Origin of the sequence: Pelagibacterium sp. H642 (genome assembly GCF_031202855.1) — a bacterium.
Classification (GTDB): Bacteria; Pseudomonadota; Alphaproteobacteria; order Rhizobiales; family Devosiaceae; genus Pelagibacterium.
The window spans coordinates 567,364-583,688 of sequence record NZ_CP101829.1 but is presented as its reverse complement, the minus strand read 5'-3'; the positions used below and the strand labels follow the sequence as shown (position 1 = coordinate 583,688).

The 16,325-nt window shown below is 63.3% G+C and carries 12 protein-coding genes; 7 read left to right on the top strand and 5 right to left on the bottom strand.

From position 1 onward, the window contains the following. The first annotated feature begins 1 nt into the window (after nucleotide 1). The 3 genes from NO934_RS02900 (at nucleotide 2) to NO934_RS02890 (ending at nucleotide 2,355) form a co-directional block, all read left to right on the top strand. Nucleotides 2-1,042, top strand: a complete 1,041-nt coding sequence (locus NO934_RS02900; protein ID WP_309162156.1) for a sensor domain-containing diguanylate cyclase — start codon at nucleotides 2-4, stop codon at nucleotides 1,040-1,042. A gap of 103 nt (nucleotides 1,043-1,145) precedes the next feature. Next, complete coding sequence (locus NO934_RS02895; protein ID WP_309162155.1) at nucleotides 1,146-1,835, top strand: hemolysin III family protein; 690 nt, start codon at nucleotides 1,146-1,148, stop codon at nucleotides 1,833-1,835. 88 nt (nucleotides 1,836-1,923) lie between these two features. Further along, a complete protein-coding gene (locus NO934_RS02890) occupies nucleotides 1,924-2,355 on the top strand; it encodes a hypothetical protein (RefSeq protein ID WP_309162154.1) in 432 nt (143 codons plus the stop codon). A gap of 61 nt (nucleotides 2,356-2,416) precedes the next feature. Here the strand turns inward: NO934_RS02890 and NO934_RS02885 are convergent, their stop codons facing one another. After that, entirely contained in the window at nucleotides 2,417-3,781 is a 1,365-nt protein-coding gene (locus tag NO934_RS02885; RefSeq protein WP_309162152.1) for a S8 family serine peptidase, read from the bottom strand. Between the two features lie 145 nt (nucleotides 3,782-3,926). On the opposite strand from NO934_RS02885, the gene NO934_RS02880 reads away from it, so the two are divergent. Both NO934_RS02880 and NO934_RS02875 read left to right on the top strand, forming a co-directional pair. After that, a complete protein-coding gene (locus NO934_RS02880) occupies nucleotides 3,927-4,454 on the top strand; it encodes an RNA polymerase sigma factor (RefSeq protein WP_309162150.1) in 528 nt (175 codons plus the stop codon). Further along, nucleotides 4,451-5,140, top strand: coding sequence for a hypothetical protein (locus NO934_RS02875; RefSeq protein ID WP_309162149.1), 690 nt, complete (start codon nucleotides 4,451-4,453; stop codon nucleotides 5,138-5,140). The genes NO934_RS02880 and NO934_RS02875 overlap by 4 nt, the downstream gene beginning before the upstream one ends. On the opposite strand, the gene NO934_RS02870 is transcribed toward NO934_RS02875, so the two are convergent. The 3 genes from NO934_RS02870 to ilvD form a co-directional block, all read right to left on the bottom strand. Next, nucleotides 5,137-6,942 carry an ABC transporter ATP-binding protein gene (locus NO934_RS02870; protein ID WP_309162147.1) on the bottom strand — a complete coding sequence of 602 codons (1,806 nt, stop codon included), beginning with the start codon at nucleotides 6,940-6,942 and terminating at the stop codon, nucleotides 5,137-5,139. The two genes, NO934_RS02875 and NO934_RS02870, sit on opposite strands and share 4 nt — an antisense overlap. A gap of 350 nt (nucleotides 6,943-7,292) precedes the next feature. Next, nucleotides 7,293-8,246 (bottom strand): DMT family transporter, encoded by a 954-nt coding sequence (locus tag NO934_RS02865; protein WP_309162144.1) that lies wholly within the window; start codon nucleotides 8,244-8,246, stop codon nucleotides 7,293-7,295. A gap of 60 nt (nucleotides 8,247-8,306) precedes the next feature. Continuing rightward, a complete protein-coding gene (gene ilvD / locus NO934_RS02860; protein WP_309162143.1) occupies nucleotides 8,307-10,151 on the bottom strand; it encodes a dihydroxy-acid dehydratase in 1,845 nt (614 codons plus the stop codon). A gap of 233 nt (nucleotides 10,152-10,384) precedes the next feature. Between ilvD and NO934_RS02855 the strand changes: the two genes are divergently transcribed. Together NO934_RS02855 and NO934_RS02850 are read left to right on the top strand one after the other, a co-directional pair. After that, a complete protein-coding gene (locus tag NO934_RS02855) occupies nucleotides 10,385-11,692 on the top strand; it encodes a sorbosone dehydrogenase family protein (protein WP_309162142.1) in 1,308 nt (435 codons plus the stop codon). 55 nt (nucleotides 11,693-11,747) lie between these two features. Further along, the gene (locus tag NO934_RS02850) at nucleotides 11,748-13,367 is read left to right on the top strand and encodes an alpha-amylase family protein (RefSeq protein WP_309162141.1); all 1,620 of its coding nucleotides are present in this window, start codon (nucleotides 11,748-11,750) and stop codon (nucleotides 13,365-13,367) included. A 3-nt stretch (nucleotides 13,368-13,370) separates the two neighbouring features. On the opposite strand, the gene NO934_RS02845 is transcribed toward NO934_RS02850, so the two are convergent. Then, nucleotides 13,371-16,274, bottom strand: coding sequence for an insulinase family protein (locus NO934_RS02845; protein WP_309162140.1), 2,904 nt, complete (start codon nucleotides 16,272-16,274; stop codon nucleotides 13,371-13,373). Nucleotides 16,275-16,325 lie beyond the last annotated feature (51 nt).

Genomic DNA, 16,325 nt, shown 5'->3' with positions numbered 1-16,325 from the left:
CATGGTTGTGGACACGCTGAGCGATGAGGAAGGGCGGCTTGGCGCCCTTTATCGGCATGGCCTGCTGCGGGCGTGGGATTTCGAGCCCCTTGAGCGCATCGCCCGGATTGCTCAGGCGGCAATCGGCGTGCCCATGGTCACCATCTCCATTCTCGATCGCGAGACAGAAACCGTGCTGGCCGCATCCGGCTGGTCATCCAAATCCGTTGCTCGAAACAACTCCCTGGCCGCTTTGGCCATTGAGAGCCATGATCCGCTGGTCATCGCCGATACACTGGGCAATGACCGCGCCGCCGGACGCTCCTCCGGTCCGGACGGTCTCGTGCACGCGTATCTTGGCGTTCCGCTCGAAACCATCGACGGATATAATATCGGCGCGCTTTCCATCATGGACACTCAGCCGCGGGAATTTAGCGACCACGAGTTGACGATCGCCCTCAATCTGGCTCGGCTCGCCATGTCCCACCTGGTTTCGCACCAGCCCCAGGACGTCGATTTCTTGACTGGCGCACTGACCCGGCATTGCTTCCAAGCCGAAGTGGAGCGCGAATTCGTACGCGCCACCCGCTATGAACGTCCTGCCGCCCTGATGTTCCTCGATATCGACGGGTTCGGGGACGTCAACACCGCCCTGGGGGCGGAGATGGCCGAAGAAGTGCTCAAATCGGTCGCCAATCGCGCCGCCGAAAGCCTGCGCTCGGTGGATACCTTTGGCCGGATCGCCGGGGAGGAGTTCGGCATCCTCTTGCCCGAAACCCTCGCCTATGAAGCGAGCCAATGCGCGGAGCGCTTGCGCGAGGAGATCGAACGGCTCCGTTTCCGCCATTCCGGCGGCGTTCTGTCGGTGACCGCAAGTTTTGGCATCGCGCCGCTGGCGCCGGCACTGCGCTCCGCCGTCCAATGGTTCGCCCAGGCCGATATCGCCCTTTACGGATCCAAGCAGGCCGGGCGCAATTGCGTGACGTTTGCGCCGCCAGCCAAACCCGGCAGTTTCCCCGGCACCGCCGAACCGGCCGAACGGGTAACCCCCCGTTTACATTAAAAGCACTCTTTGGTCCGGCTGGCCCGCCGCCCTGCGGGCTTCATGGTTTCGCCTCACCTGGCGTATAAATTTGAGGCTCAACCAAAGCCCGAGGGAGTGTGGCATGGGCGCAAAACCGGGCCGCAACGCCAAAGCGTACGTCCTGCGTCACAGGCGGGCCTTCACCCTCGCCGAACTGATCGCCGATGGCATTGTTCACGGGGTGGGGCTGGCCGTGGCCCTAGGCGCGGGATCTGCCCTTTTGACAATGGCGATCATGCACACCGCGCCCGATCAGGCTCTTGCCCTCTCGGTTTATGTCGGCTCCTTCGTCATCCTCCTCACCGCGTCCATGGCCTTCAACCTGTGCCCGACCGGTCCACTCAAGGCTTGGCTGGCCCGCATAGACCAGGCGGCGATCTTTCTGTTCATCGCCGGCACCTATACGCCGTTCTTGACAGCCCTTGGCGATGTGCCAATCGCCGACAGGCTGCTGATCTTCGTCTGGGGCGCCGCGCTGGTGGGCATGGCGCTCAAACTCCTCGTTCCCCAGCATTTTGGCCGTCTCGCCATCCCCTTTTATCTCGCCATCGGCTGGAGCGGGGTGGTCGCCTTCCACGCACTGGGCGCTGCGTTGCCGGTTACGGCGCTCTGGCTCATCGTCGCGGGCGGCATCGCTTATTCGGCCGGCATCGTGTTCCTGCTCTGGGAGCGGCTGCAATTCCAGAACGTGCTCTGGCATGCCTTCGTGGTGGTGGGTGCAACGCTGCACCTGATCGCCGTTTTCGAGGCGATGGTGCTCAGCCGGATGTAATCTTTATCGGGGCAGGGGAATAAACCGAAATCTCATCCGTTCGCTGGGTGTAAACGGCCAATGGCCAGCCACCCCACAGGAGGTTGAGATGAAAACCCGTCTTCTTTTGAGTGCTTCCCTACTTGCCGGCGTTTCGCTGTTGGCGCTGCCCGTGCAGGCCCAGTCGAGCTCCGACATTCGCCGCGCCTGCGAAAGCTTCGCAAGCAACCCCAGCCAGGGCAATGCACAGGCCCTGTTCGGCACCAATGCCAGGGCCGCCGACGATTTCTGCGATGATCGCGGCTTCGACGACGATTGGGATGATCGCGGCGATGACGACTGGGATGACCGCGATGACGATTGGGACGATCGCGATGATGATGATGACGACGACGATGATGATGATCGCGATGATGACTGGCGCGATGACGATGATGATGACGATGACCGGGATGATCGCGACGACGACGATGATGATGATGACGATGATGATGATGATGACGATGACGACGACGATGATGACGACGACGACGAGGATTGATCGTCACTGATCACCGGGTCGGCCCTCCCGTCACTACGGGAGGGCCTTTTCGTATCCGGCTCTAGCAATTGGGGAACTGAACGAGACCGTGTCCGAACACCGGGTCGCGTCCCGGAGCGCCCAGGTCGATGACGGTATCGATCAGATCGTCGGGGGCATCGGCCAGTGCAATGGCCGCCGTCACCAGTGGGGAGGCAAACGAGGTTCCCGATTGCGGCGTGCCGCCCTCCGCCGTCGCCGTCCATAGCTCCACCCCGGGCGCTGCAAAATCCACATGTTCGCCATGGACGGCCTGCCTGTAGACCTGCCGTTCCACATCGATCGCGGTGACCCCGATCACCCCCTCCTGGGCTGCCGGAAATTGCGGCGGAGCGGCGGGGCCGCGATTGCCGACCGCCGCGACCACGGCGACGCCCTGCGCCATCAGCGCCTCGAGCGCTTCGGCAACCAAGGCATTTTCTTCGCCCGCCAGGCTCATGTTGAGCACGTCGATTTCGCGTTGTGACATGGCATCGATGGCGCGGATCACGTCGAAGGCATCGGCCGAAATGGCGCCGAACTCTCCCCGATGAAACGCTCCCGCCGCGATCAGTTCGGCCTGCGGCAACGGTCCGGGAGTCGCGCTGCCCGGCTGCCCGACCATCAGCGCGGCGACCGCGCTGCCGTGATCGGCCGGAGCCGGCTGGCGATCCGGCGAAAGCGCCGAGAAAACCTCGATCCGGCCGCCGTCGAAATGGGCGAGCGAGTGATCGACCGGCGTGTCGATCATTCCGATGCGCGGCGTCGCTTCGCACATTCCGGTGCCGCTCCACCCCACCATCTCCAGCGCCGCGCAGCCATCCTCGGTGCAGGGCAGGGACTGCAGCGAGTAAAGCGTGTTTTCGACCGGTGCCGCTTCAGCGATGAGATTGTTCAGACTGGCGCGAGCCTCCTCGATCGGCATGTCTTCGGGCAGGCCCAGGCGGGTCACGCTGCGGGCTATCAATCCGACCTCACTGGTCGAAAGCACGGTGAACCCCAGCGCCTCGATCTCCTCGAACGATACGTCCTGCGGCAGGGAGATCAGGAATTCGGGATCCGGTTCCGGGCGGCTCGGCGGAGACGGGGGCGCGACCGGCACCACCGGGGTGGGGGGCGGGGCAGGGACCGGAGCCGGGGCGACGATCACGCGCCGGATGACGTCGTCATCGTCGTCATCGTCGCGGTCATCGTCATCGTCATCGTCGTCATCGTCGTCATCGTCATCATCGTCGTCGTCGTCATCATCATCATCATCATCATCATCATCATCATCATCATCGTCATCATCGTCCTCCTGAGCCATGGCGGCGGAGATGAAGCCCGATCCGTTCCAGATGGCAGGCGCGAGGGGCTGGAGCCAGAAGAGCGAGAGGACAAGCAGCAGGAGAAAAAGGCGGGAAGACATTGAGCCTCACTTGCGAAAACGGATGTGCGGCGATAACGGCCCGCGCAGGCAATTATTCATGCAGATGTGAGAAAAGTGAACCGGCGATGGAATAAGTCCCGTTCCATTGCGTTTGCGCATCGATGAACCCAGGCGGGAGATATCCGTGTCGGCCGATATCGGCGATCAGATCATTGCGATTCTGCCTCGGCTGCGCGCCTTTGCGCTTTCGCTCGCCCGCTCGCTGCCCGATGCGGACGACATGGTGCAGGCGGCATGCGAGCGGGCATTGCGCGCCAGGGAGAGCTACACGCCCGGCACGCGGCTCGATGCGTGGATGATGCGCATCATCCACAATCTCTGGGTCGATACCTACCGCAAGCGCCGCCGCGAGGTTCTCCAGGACGTCAGCGACCCGGAAAACGACAAGCCGGGCGAGGATGGCAGAACCCTTGTCGAAAGCCGCTCCGAACTCTCGCGCACATGGGGGCTCATCGCCGCCATGCCCGAGGAGCAGCGCAGCGTCCTGACCCTGGTGTGCGTGGAGGGCCTGAGCTATCGCGATACGGCGGAAATTCTCGATATTCCCGTCGGAACAGTCATGAGCCGGCTGGCCCGGGCACGCATACGATTGGCCGAGGACCTGGCCCGGCCTGGCGCCGTGGCCGCAAGAACGGCGGAAACAGGACGATGAAACCTCAAGAAGTGACCGATGAAATGCTGATGGCCTATGTCGATGGAGAGCTCGACGCCCAAACCGGTGCATCCGTCGCCGCCGCCATTGCCGCCGATCCGGCTCTCGCCGAACGCGCCGACCTGTTCCGCGCGAGTGCCGAAGCTGCGCAGTCGGCCTTTGCCGATGTCCTTGCCGCCCCGCCGCCCGCCGGTCTCCTCGCGGCCGCACGGAAAGATGCTGCCCCCGCTAGCGTTATTGCTTTCCCACGCCGCTCCTGGGTTCGGGCAGCGCTGCCGCTCGCCGCATGCCTGTTGCTGGCGATCGGCGCCGGAGGTGGCTATCTGTTCGGACGTTCGGTCGAGCCCGCCGACCCCTATGCCGCCCTTGCCTCGGCGATAGCGACAGCGCCCGCCGGAACGCCGACTTCGCTGGACGGCGGCGAGATGATGGTTCTCGGCTCTTATCCCATCGAAGAGGGCCTCTGCCGCAGCTTTGCGCTGGAGGGAGAAAACCCCTTGAGCGGCGTCGCCTGTGACAGGGGGGCGGGCTACGCGGTGGAAATGACCATCGCCGGCGCCTCGGGCGATGGCTTTGTCGCCGCCTCCGACCGTATCTCGGCCAGCATCGACGCCTACCTTGATTCCGTGGGCGCCGGCGCCCCGCTCGGCCCCGATGAAGAGGCCGAGCGGTTCGGACAGCCTTAAGCGACCAGTCCCTTGGTCAGTTCCAGCGCCTGCTTTTCGAACAGCCGCCGATAGATGCCGCCCTCGCGCCGGATCAGCGCCATGTGGTCGCCTTCCTCGACGATCTTGCCCTTGTCGAACACCAGGATCCGGTCGAGCGCCCGCACCGTCGACAGCCGGTGGGCGATGACCAGCGTCGTGCGCCCGGTCATCAACCGCTCGATCGCCTGCTGGATCAGCAGCTCGCTCTCCGAATCCAGGCTCGAGGTCGCTTCGTCCAGGATCAGGATCGGCGCGTTGGCAAGGAACGCCCGCGCAATCGCCACGCGCTGGCGCTCGCCGCCCGAAAGCTTGACCCCGCGCTCGCCCACCAGCGTCTCGTACCCTTTGGGCAGCGTGACGATGAAGTCGTGAGCATTGGCCATCCTGGCCGCCTCGATCACCTCGGCGCGGCTCGCCTCGGGCCGCGCATAGGCGATGTTGTCCGCCAGCGTGCGGTGGAACAGGATCGGCTCCTGCTGCACGATGGCGATCTGGCTCCGAAGGCTCGACTGCGTGTGGTCGGCGATGTTCTGCCCGTCGATCAGGATCCGGCCGCCATTGACGTCATGCAGGCGCTGGATGAGCTTGACGAACGTCGTCTTGCCCGATCCCGAGTGCCCCACAAGCCCGACTTTCTCGCCCGAAGCGATATCGACCGAGAAGTCCTTGTAGAGCGGCGTCGTGTGGCCTCCATAACGGAAGGTGACGTTGTCGAACGCGATCGCGCCGTCTCCGATGCGGATCGGTTCGGCGCCGGGCTTGTCGGCAATGCCGTAGGCCTGCCCGTCCATCTCCACCAGTTCTTCCATGTCGTTGACCGAGCGCTGCAGGTTACGGATATGCATGCCCACGTCCTGCAGATAGGCCTGCAGCACAAAGAACGAGGTCAGAACGAAGGCGATATCGCCCGCGCTCGCCGCTCCCTGCTGCCAGAGGATCAGCGCCACGGCCAGAATGGCCGCGCGCAGCACCAGAAGCGTCGCCACCTGCACGGTGCCGTTGATGTTGCCCCGGTTCCAGGTGCGGCTGGTGCGCGAGCGCCACTTGTTGACCACCCAGTCGAGCCGGGCTTCTTCGCGCGCTTCGGCGCCGAACGCCTTGACCACGGCATTGCAGCTCACCGCGTCCGCCAGCGCGCCGCCGGTCCGCGTGTCCCAGCTGTTGGAAAGCGTCGCGGCCGGGGCGACGAAAGTCACCGTCAGCACTGCCGTCAGCACGATATAGGCGAGCGAACCCAGCCCGATCACCAGCCCCATCAGCGGCCAGAACGCGGCCAAGAGCACAGTGGTGCCCACCAGCATCACGATCGAGGGCAGCATGGCCATCAGGATCGTGTCGTTGAACAGGTCGACCGCCCACATGCCGCGCGACATCTTGCGCACCGTCGAGCCGGCGAAGGTGTTGGCGTGCCAGTCGGTCGAGAACCGCTGCACCCGGAAGAACGATTCGCCCACGATCTCCTTCATCATCGAAAGCGTGAAGGTGATGATGCCGCGGAAAAAGAAGAACCGCAGGATCAGGGCGCCCAGCCCGAGCGCGAGCAGTATGGCAAATGCCGAAAGCGCGGAGGCGAGCGAGGCCTCGTCGCCGGTCGTGCCGCTGGCGACGGCATCGACGATCTGGCCGGCGTAATAGGGCGTCAGAACGTCGGCGAGGGTCGCCGCCACGATCAGCATGCTGATCAGCGTCAGCCGAACCGGCTGCCGGCGCCAATAGCGCCACACGAAGACGAAAACCGAGCGGAAGACATTGCTCCGCGAAAGCTTTTTTCTCGAAGTCATTGCGAATGCCAGGCGTTCGGGCGCACTGGTCCTTAAGGTGTGGCAACGGCCTCAGGCGTCCGTTGTCCGAATCATAAAAGGGAAAATAGGGCCGATATCGCCGGTGCGGGGACGTCGGCGGGTGCGGGGTTTCCCAGAGCGCTTCCAGCAAAAGTGGAAACCGGTTTTGCGGTTCGGAAGCGCGAAAAACAAAGACTTAGCGCGGGAAATCCAATGCACTACCCATGGAGGGCGCGATCAATGATGACAATGCAACGCCTCCGTGAGTTCGAGAGAAGGGACGAGCCTTATAGCGAAGAGATTTCGCTTCGCCAAGACCTCCGATCACGAAAATGTCACTCGAGCCTCGGTTACACCTTGGCCGGCGCCACGTCGGTCCGCTGTTCGGCCTCCACACTCGATGTGGGGCTCACCGATGCCTTGGCCAGTTCCCGCTCGCGCAGCCAGATATAGAGCCCCGATCCGATGACGATCGGGCCGCCCACGAACAGCCAGACGGTTGGCGGCTGGGAGAAGATCAGCCAGCTCGACAGCGTCATCCAGATGATCTGGCTGTAGGCGAACGGCGCCAGAACCGAGGCCGGGGCATAGCGATGTGCGATGATCGAAATCTGATGCCCGGTCATTGCCGCCGCGCCGACGCCCAGAAAGATCAGCCACGCCACTGGCCCCTCCGGCCATGTCCAATTGGCAAGCGCGAAGGGCAGCAGGCACAGCGTGCCGACCAGCCCCGCATAGAGCTGGAGGCTGTTGGTGGTTTCGGTTGCCGTCAGCTTGCGCGTGAGGATGAAGTAGAACCCGGCCGAAATGATGCTGCCCAGCGAGAGGAACACGGCCCAGTGGAAATCGGCGCCCCATGGCTGCACGATGATCAGGATGCCCAAAAACCCGACGACGATGGCCAGCCAGCGTCGCCAGCCCACCTGCTCGCCCAGGAGCGGCACCGATAACGCGGTGATCAGCAGCGGCATGCCGAACATGATCGATGAGGTTACGGTGAGGGGCAGGTAGAGCACGGCAAAGAAGTTGAACGCCGTCATCCCGAGCAGGCCGAACCCGCGCAATATCTGCAGGACCGGACGGCCCGTACGAAAGCTCGCGAGCCCGAACCGGGGCAGCAGCAATCCGGCCATGAAGGCAAATTGCAGCGCATAGCGCCCGAACGCCACCTGCGCTGGCGGCATCCCCGACACCGCCATCCATTTGGCGCAGGTGTCGCAGATGGCGAAAAAGATATAGGTGGTCAGTACCAGCCCAATGGCGAAAAGGCGGCGATCCTGGTGCCCGGTGGCCGGACTGGACATGGTGGGGCTTTCGAAACGAGAGAACGCCGCACCAATAGGGGAGCGGCGCTAAGGTTTGGTTTATTCGGGCAGGATGCGCACCGCGCCGCGGTCGGCGCTTGAGGCAAAGGCGGCATAGGCCTTGAGTGCGGTGGTCACCTTGCGCTTGCGCGGGGCCGCCGGCTTCCAGGCCGCTTCGCCCTTGGCCTCCATGGCGGCGCGGCGGCGCGCCATCTCGGCGTCCGAGACAAGAAGGTTGATGGTGCGATTGGGAATGTCGATCTCGATGGTATCGCCCTGTTCCACCAGCCCGATCGCCCCGCCATTGGCCGCTTCGGGCGAAACGTGCCCGATCGACAGGCCCGAGGTGCCGCCCGAGAAGCGCCCGTCGGTCAGCAGCGCGCAGGCTTTGCCCAGCCCCTTGGATTTGAGGTAGCTGGTGGGATAGAGCATCTCCTGCATGCCCGGCCCGCCCTTGGGGCCTTCATAGCGGATGACGACCACGTCGCCTTCCTTGACCTTGCCGGTCAAAATGCCCGAAACCGCGTCGTCCTGGCTTTCATAGACCACGGCCTTGCCGGTGAATTTGAGGATCGAGTCATCGACCCCGGCGGTCTTCACCACGCACCCGTCAATGGCGATATTGCCCTTGAGCACCGCCAGCCCGCCATCCTTGGAAAAGGCGTGTTCGGCCGAGCGGATGACCCCTTCCTTGCGGTCGAGATCGAGTTCGGTCCAGCGGTTCTGGGTCGAAAAGGCTTCCGTGGTGCGCACGCCGCCCGGTGCGGCCATGTAGAACTGGCGCACGCTTTCCGAATTGGTGCGCGAGATGTCCCAGCGGTCCAGCGCATCGCCGATGGTGGCGCTGTGAACGGTGGGCAGTTCGCGGTGCAGCAGGTTGGCGCGGTCGAGCTGGCCGAGGATGCTCATGATGCCGCCGGCGCGGTGGACGTCCTCCATGTGCACGTCCTGTTTGGCCGGAGCGACCTTGCAGAGCACCGGAACCTTGCGGGAAAGCCGGTCGATGTCGTCCATGGTGAAATCGACCCCGCCTTCATAGGCCGCGGCCAGGATATGCAGCACGGTATTGGTCGAACCGCCCATGGCGATATCGAGCGCCATCGCGTTCTCGAACGCTTCCTTGGTGACGATCGAGCGCGGCAAAACACTTTCGTCGTCCTGCTCGTAATAGCGGCGGGCCAGGTCGACGATCAGGTGGCCCGCTTCAAGGAACAGGCGCTTGCGGTCGGCATGGGTGGCGAGGGTGGAGCCGTTCCCCGGCAGGGAAAGTCCCAGCGCTTCGGTCAAACAGTTCATGGAATTTGCGGTGAACATGCCCGAGCACGACCCGCAGGTGGGGCAGGCGGCTTCCTCAATGGCCTGGACTTCTGCGTCCGTATAGCTGTCGTCGGCGGCGACCACCATGGCGTCGACGAGGTCGAGCGCCTGCAGCTTGTCGCGATGGACCACCTTGCCCGCTTCCATCGGTCCGCCCGAGACGAACACCACGGGAATGTTGAGCCGCATGGCGGCGTTGAGCATGCCCGGCGTGATCTTGTCGCAGTTCGAAATGCAGACCATGGCGTCGGCGCAGTGCGCGTTGACCATGTATTCGACGCTATCGGCGATGACTTCGCGGCTGGGCAGGGAATAGAGCATCCCGTCATGGCCCATGGCGATGCCGTCATCGACGGCTATCGTGTTGAATTCCTTGGCAACGCCACCGGCCCGCTCGATCTCGCGCGCCACCATCTGCCCCAGATCCTTCAGATGCACGTGTCCCGGCACGAACTGGGTGAAGGAGTTGACAACGGCAATGATCGGCTTGCCGAAATCGCCGTCCTTCATGCCGGTCGCGCGCCAGAGGCCGCGGGCACCGGCCATGTTGCGGCCGTGGGTAGTGGTTCTCGAACGATATGCGGGCATGAGGTCACCTGTCGGCGAAAGTCATTGAAATCCGGGCCGTTTCCATTCGGCCGGTGGATGCGTTCCTCCCCGCTCCATAGCGGTGGGACATCCTCGTTTCCCTATGTCTACGCCTCCTGTCGCCCGATGTAAACACAGACCGTAACGCCCGGTACGGTTGTGGCATGTTGCCGTATCGCCCCGATCACGCAATAAGGAGGCGGTTTTGGGTTTTGAGCGGGGCGGAGGTCTTCATGTCTTGGCTAACGGCACTCCTGGTACTGGTTGCGGTTATCGTCGTCGCAATCGGGGGCGGGATTCTTTGGTGGAACACTCGGGTCAAAACGCGGACCCCGCAATTTGGGACGACGCCGGCCATCCCCGAACCGCAGCCCCAGGGCGCCATTCCCATGCTCAAGATGCCTACGGCGCGCGGCTGGCAGCATGGGGCTAAGCCCAAGGTGGCCACGGGACTCAAGGTCGCGGCCTTTGCCGAAAACCTCAAGCATCCGCGCTGGATCTACGTTCTGCCCAATGGCGACGTGCTGGTGGCCGAATCCGCGACGATCCCGCGCAAGGTGCGGGGCTTTATGGATTACGCCACCAACCGCACCATGAAGCGGGCCGGGGCCACTTACCCCAGCGCCAACCAGATCACCCTCCTGCGCGATGCGGATGGGGACGGGATTCCCGAAGTGCGGGAAATCTTCCTCTCCGGCCTGCACCAGCCCTTCGGCATGGTGCTTGTCGGCTCGACGCTCTATGTCGGCAATTCCGATAGCGTCGTGGCATTTCCCTATGAAGAAGGGCAGACCAGCATCACCGCCAAGGGCCGGACCATCTTTACGATGAAGGATGGCGGCCACTGGACGCGCAACCTCATCGCCAGCGCCGATGGCAGCAAGCTCTATGTCGCGATTGGCTCGCTCTCCAATATCGCCGATGAGGGGTTCGAGGCCGAGGAAGGGCGGGCCTGCATCGTCGAGATCGATCTTGAAACCGAGCAGAACAGGGAGTTTGCCGGTGGCCTGCGCAACCCGGTCGGCATGGCCTGGCATGACGAAAAGCTCTGGACCGTCGTCAATGAACGCGACGGGCTGGGGGACGAAACGCCGCCCGATTACCTGACTTCGGTGCGCGACGGGGGATTTTACGGATGGCCCTATGCCTATTGGGGCGACATCGTGGACGACCGCGTGCAGCCCCAGCGCGCCGATCTCGTCGAAAAGACCATCGCGCCCGACTATGCGCTGGGCGGCCATACGGCATCGCTGGGCCTGTGCTGGCTCGATGCAGGCCGCTTGCCGGGGCTGCCCGCCGGCATGGTGATCGGCCAGCACGGATCGTGGAACCGGTCCAAGCTCTCGGGCTACAAGGTGATCCTCGTCCCGTTCCAGGAGGGGCGCCCGGCCGGTGATCCGATCGATGTTCTGACCGGTTTCCTCTCCGCGGACGAAAAATACTCCAATGGCCGCCCGGTGGGCGTCACCATCTCCGGTGACGGTGCGCTTCTGGTTGCCGACGACGTCGGACATGTCGTCTGGCGCGTCACGCCGGCATAGCGGGAACCAAGCTCAACCACCATCGTTCCCGACCGATGAACGAGACGAGGTGGTCATGAAAGACTGGTGGAAGGATGCCGTTTTCTATGCGGTGGATGTGGAGCGGTTCTGCGATGGCAATGGAGACGGCATCGGCGACTTTCCGGGGCTGACCGAAAAGCTCCCCTATCTGGGGGAGCTTGGTGTCACCTGCCTTTGGCTCCTCCCCTTCTATCCCTCCACCAATCGCGACAACGGCTACGACGTCACCGACTATTTCTCCATCGACCCTCGCTACGGCAGTTTTGACGACTTCATCGCCTTCACGCGCGCGGCTGGCGAGCAGGGGATAAGAGTCATCACCGACCTGGTGGTCCAGCACACCTCCATCGAGCATCCCTGGTTCCGGTCGGCCCGGCACGACAAGCAGTCCCCGTTCCGCGACTATTACATCTGGACCGATCATCCGCCCGCCACCCCGCCTGGACGCGGCCCGATGTTTCCGGGCACCGAAACAGGAGTGTGGACCTATGACGAGATCGGCGGGGCCTATTACCATCACCGGTTCTACGATTTTCAGCCCGGCCTCAACCACGAGAACCCGGCGGTCCGCGACGAGGTCGAACGGATCATCGATTTCTGGTGCAGCTTCGGGATCTCGGGTTTCCGCATCGATGCCGCATCGCACCTGATCGAGCGGCCGCTCGATACCGAGAACCAGATCGATCCCACCCATGCCACGCTGCGGCACATCTACAAGCACACCACCGAGCGCAAGCCCGATGTCGTCCTGATGGGCGAAGTCGATGAAGATCCGGGACAATTGGCGTCCTTCTTCGACGGCGAGCAATTGAACATGATGTTCAATTTCTACCTCGACAACTACCTGCTGCTTGCCCTGGCGCGTGAGGATGCGCGGCCGGTCAGCCACGCCATAAATTCCCTGCCGCGCCCGCCGGCCAATGGGCAATGGGCCAATTTCCTGCGCAATCTCGACGAAGCCGATCTCGAGCGGCTCGAGGATGAGGAAATGGAGGATGTCCTGGCCCGGTTCGCGCCGCAAATGGCGATGCGCATTTATGGCCGGGGCATCAGGCGGCGCCTGGCGCCGATGTTTAAGGGCAACGTTGACCGGTTGAAAATGGCATATTCGCTATTGTTCTCGATGCCTGGGGTGCCGGTCATCCCCTATGGCGACGAGATCGGCATGGGCGACGATCTCGAGTTGCCCGAGCGCGAGGCGGTGCGGACCGCGATGCAGTGGTCGAGCGGCAAGAATGGCGGGTTCTCCTCGGCCGCTCCGAGCAAGCTCGGCGTCAGGACAATTGCGGATGGACCTTATGGCTACGGCAAGGTGAACGTCGAGGCTCAGCGGGAGGATTCCAAATCATTGCTCAACCACATTAAACGCTTGGCCCAACTGCGCGTTCAATACCGTGAATTGGGGTCTGAACGCTGTGAGTTCATCGACACCGGAACAAATGCGGTTCTGGCCCATCGTTATGGGGCCGCACAGAGCGGAATCCTGATGCTGCACAACCTCTCGGGCAACGTGCAAGCCCTTGATATCGCTCTCGATACCGCGCGCTATGGCCACGCCGAAGTGGTGCTGGGCGAGGGCGTGTTCAATCTCGAGGCAGGCCGCCTCGAGATTGAGCTTGAACCCTACGGCATACGCTGGATAGCCGCCGGTTAGCCGCTACAACACCTTGGAAACATTGAGAAATCCATTTCGCTCCCGATTGGCCGCCGTAATGGATTTCTCCGACCCCATCGCCACCACATGCCCATTCCGCGCCACCTCCTCGAGGAGGTCCGCAGCCGCCGAAAAATCGGCTTCCGAGGCCGACAAAACCTGCTCCCGCCGGGCCTGGCGGTACTCGTCGGTGACCCCGGTGAGGGTACGGACGAGAGCCGTGTAACCCTTCGCATCAGGCAGCATATACGGGTCGAGATCGCCGATTGTGCCGATGATCGACCGCTCTATATCGGACTTGTTGACACCCTTGCGCAAGAAGGCTGGCGCGGCGTCGTAGACGTCGAGCGTCGCCACCAGATTCGGGTCGCGATAGGAGCCGAACGCATAGGTGTCCGACAGGGGATTGAAGCTCGCGAACCCACCATAAGCACCGCCTTCCACGCGCACCTTGTCCCAGAGGTAAGAGGTGCCCAAGAACTTGGTGATCACCGACAGCGCCCCTGAAGGTTCGTGCCCGAGCTCTTTGAGGTTCACCCCCTTGGCGACGTAATTGACCTGCGCCGGGATGGTCAGGCCCTCATTGGCTGGGGCGGGGAGCGGCGACCAGTCGGCGCGGGCGAAGGCGTGACGAGGAAGCCCCTTGAGGAAGGGTTCGAGTTCCCCGGCGAAGGCCGGCCAGGCCGAACCGTCGGTGGTGACGTTGACGATGGCGGCGCCCGCGTTGACCAGGTGCTTGCGGATGTCTTCGAGGGCCGATTGGACCGAGTGCCAATCGGTTTCGATCCGCGCGGCGAGATCGCGCAGGAACAGGAGTTGGGTGATGCCGCCAGTCTGCTCGCCCAGCCAGTCGGCTTCGTGGAGCGCCGAGCGGAGGCGGGAGAAGACGTATTGATGACCGGCCGGAACCAGCGAGGCTTCGGCGCGGGCCTTGTCCTCGGCGACGATCTGGCGGATGCGGTCGCGATTGTCGAGGCGGGCGTCGGTCAAAATGTCATTGACGATGGCCAGCATCTCGCCGGTCTTGTCGCTTACCGCCTTGGCGCGGACCAGCAGATAGGCGGCGGCTTCATTGCTCCCCAGGATGGGGGAGGTGAGGCGCGAGACCGCGACGCCGCCGGTCGAACGCCCGATGCGTTGGGTGAGGGCGACGAAGTCCTCTTTCGACGTACCGGTCTGTTTGAGCGCCCGGGAAAAGATCGGGAGATAGGGCAGCAACTCACGCGGCAGGGTTTTGAGATCGAAACCGAGATCGAGATAGACGATGCCGTTGGTGGCAAGGTCATGGAACAGCGTGCGCACGCCATCGACGGCCAGTTCCTCGGTGGGAATGGCCGCGCCCTGGCGCGGCAGGTCGGCGACGGTGAGGGTCGGGATCTTCGCCAGATCCTCGGGCCTGTCGGCGGCGTTCTGGAGTTGCTTGAGCTTGCGCGTGGTTTCGACGGCGGCCGCGATGTCGTTATCGTTCATCGCGGTGCGGGCGGCGTCGAGACGGGCACGCTCGGCGGCGTCCTCGCGCTCGGCCTGGCCGCTGTCGGGACGCAGCACGAGGGTGGTGCGATGTGCGTTGTCGAGCAGTTCGGACCGGATCATCGCTTCGATGACCTTTTCGCCCGATGCGATGCGCGCCTTGAGAGAGGAAAGCGCGTCTTCAAAGCGCAGGCCGTCCAGCGGGTTGCGGCCATAGAGCCATTCCGATAGCGCGCCGAAGAAATAGATCAGCCCGCGCGGCTGACCGCCGGTGTTCTTTTCGCGCAGCTCGAATTCGAGGGAATTGAGGGTGGCCTCGATGGTGGCGTCGTCGATGCCGTGCTCGGCCAGATGGGCGAGCGTGTTGAGGATCAGGGTTTCGACCTTTTCGGCATCGTCGGCGGAGGTGTTGCGCAGGCCGAAATTGAGGACGGGCTGGGCCAGCTCCATGCCGGTCGAGATCACCGCTTCGCCCAACCCGGATTCGGTGAGGGCCTTATGGAGCGGCGCGGCGGAATTGCCGACCAACGCGCGGCGCATGACCGTGCGGGCGAGCTGGGTTTCGATATCGCCACTGGGCTCGAGCATCCAGTTGAGGGTGACGAAGCTCGAACGTGGATTTTCCGTGTCGGAAGGATAGGTCTTTTCGATGTGGCGCGGCTCGGCAAAGCGCGGCTGGGGCGGAATGGCGGGCGCCCTCTCGCCGCGCTCGAAACGCGAAAGCACGGCGTCGAGCAGTTCGAGGCGCTTGGCCGGATCGTCGTCGCCATAGAAAACGATATGGGCGTTGGACGGATGATAATAGCGGGTGTGGAAAGCCTTGAACTGCTCATAGGTGAGGTCGGGCATCACCCTTGGATCACCGCCGGAATAATTGGCGTAAGTGGTGTCGGGAAAGAGCGACTGCAGGGCATAGGCGTAGTTGACCTGGTCGGGTGAGGACATGGCGCCCTTCATCTCGTTGAAGACCACACCCTTGAAGATCATCGGCTCGGCCGGGTTTTCGACCTCGTAATGCCAGCCCTCCTGCTGAAAGGTCTCGCGCGAGAGCAGGGGAAAGAACACCGCGTCGAGATAGACTTCGGTGAGGTTGTAGAAATCGGCGAGGTTCTGGGACGCCACCGGATAGACGGTCTTATCCGGGAAGGTCATGGCGTTGAGGAAGGTATGCAGCGAACCCTTGAGCATTTCGACGAAGGGCTTCTTGACCGGGAATTTTTCCGAGCCGCAGAGCACGGAATGTTCAAGGATATGCGGCAGGCCGGTGGAATCTTCGGGCGGGGTGGCGAAAGAGACGCCGAACACCTTGTTCTCGTCATCGGCGATGAGCGAGAGCACTTCCGCCCCGGTCTTTTTGTGCCGGTAGAGCCGCGCCAGCGCGTTGACCTCCCCGATCTGTTCTTCGGTCAAAAGGTCGAAAGCGGCGTGATGGGGCATGACGGGCTCCTCTTTGGCGGGATGTGTCGCTAACACTTAAGAGCCCTGCAT

Bases quoted from the DNA above. Each gene is read 5' to 3' on its own strand.
- NO934_RS02900 (WP_309162156.1), top strand. From the start codon at position 2: ATGGTTGTGGACACGCTGAGCGATGAGGAAGGGCGGCTTGGCGCCCTT.
- NO934_RS02895 (WP_309162155.1), top strand. From the start codon at position 1,146: ATGGGCGCAAAACCGGGCCGCAACGCCAAAGCGTACGTCCTGCGTCAC.
- NO934_RS02890 (WP_309162154.1), top strand. From the start codon at position 1,924: ATGAAAACCCGTCTTCTTTTGAGTGCTTCCCTACTTGCCGGCGTTTCG.
- NO934_RS02885 (WP_309162152.1), bottom strand. From the start codon at position 3,781: ATGTCTTCCCGCCTTTTTCTCCTGCTGCTTGTCCTCTCGCTCTTCTGG.
- NO934_RS02875 (WP_309162149.1), top strand. From the start codon at position 4,451: ATGAAACCTCAAGAAGTGACCGATGAAATGCTGATGGCCTATGTCGAT.
- NO934_RS02870 (WP_309162147.1), bottom strand. From the start codon at position 6,942: ATGACTTCGAGAAAAAAGCTTTCGCGGAGCAATGTCTTCCGCTCGGTT.
- NO934_RS02865 (WP_309162144.1), bottom strand. From the start codon at position 8,246: ATGTCCAGTCCGGCCACCGGGCACCAGGATCGCCGCCTTTTCGCCATT.
- ilvD (WP_309162143.1), bottom strand. From the start codon at position 10,151: ATGCCCGCATATCGTTCGAGAACCACTACCCACGGCCGCAACATGGCC.
- NO934_RS02855 (WP_309162142.1), top strand. From the start codon at position 10,385: ATGTCTTGGCTAACGGCACTCCTGGTACTGGTTGCGGTTATCGTCGTC.
- NO934_RS02850 (WP_309162141.1), top strand. From the start codon at position 11,748: ATGAAAGACTGGTGGAAGGATGCCGTTTTCTATGCGGTGGATGTGGAG.
- NO934_RS02845 (WP_309162140.1), bottom strand. From the start codon at position 16,274: ATGCCCCATCACGCCGCTTTCGACCTTTTGACCGAAGAACAGATCGGG.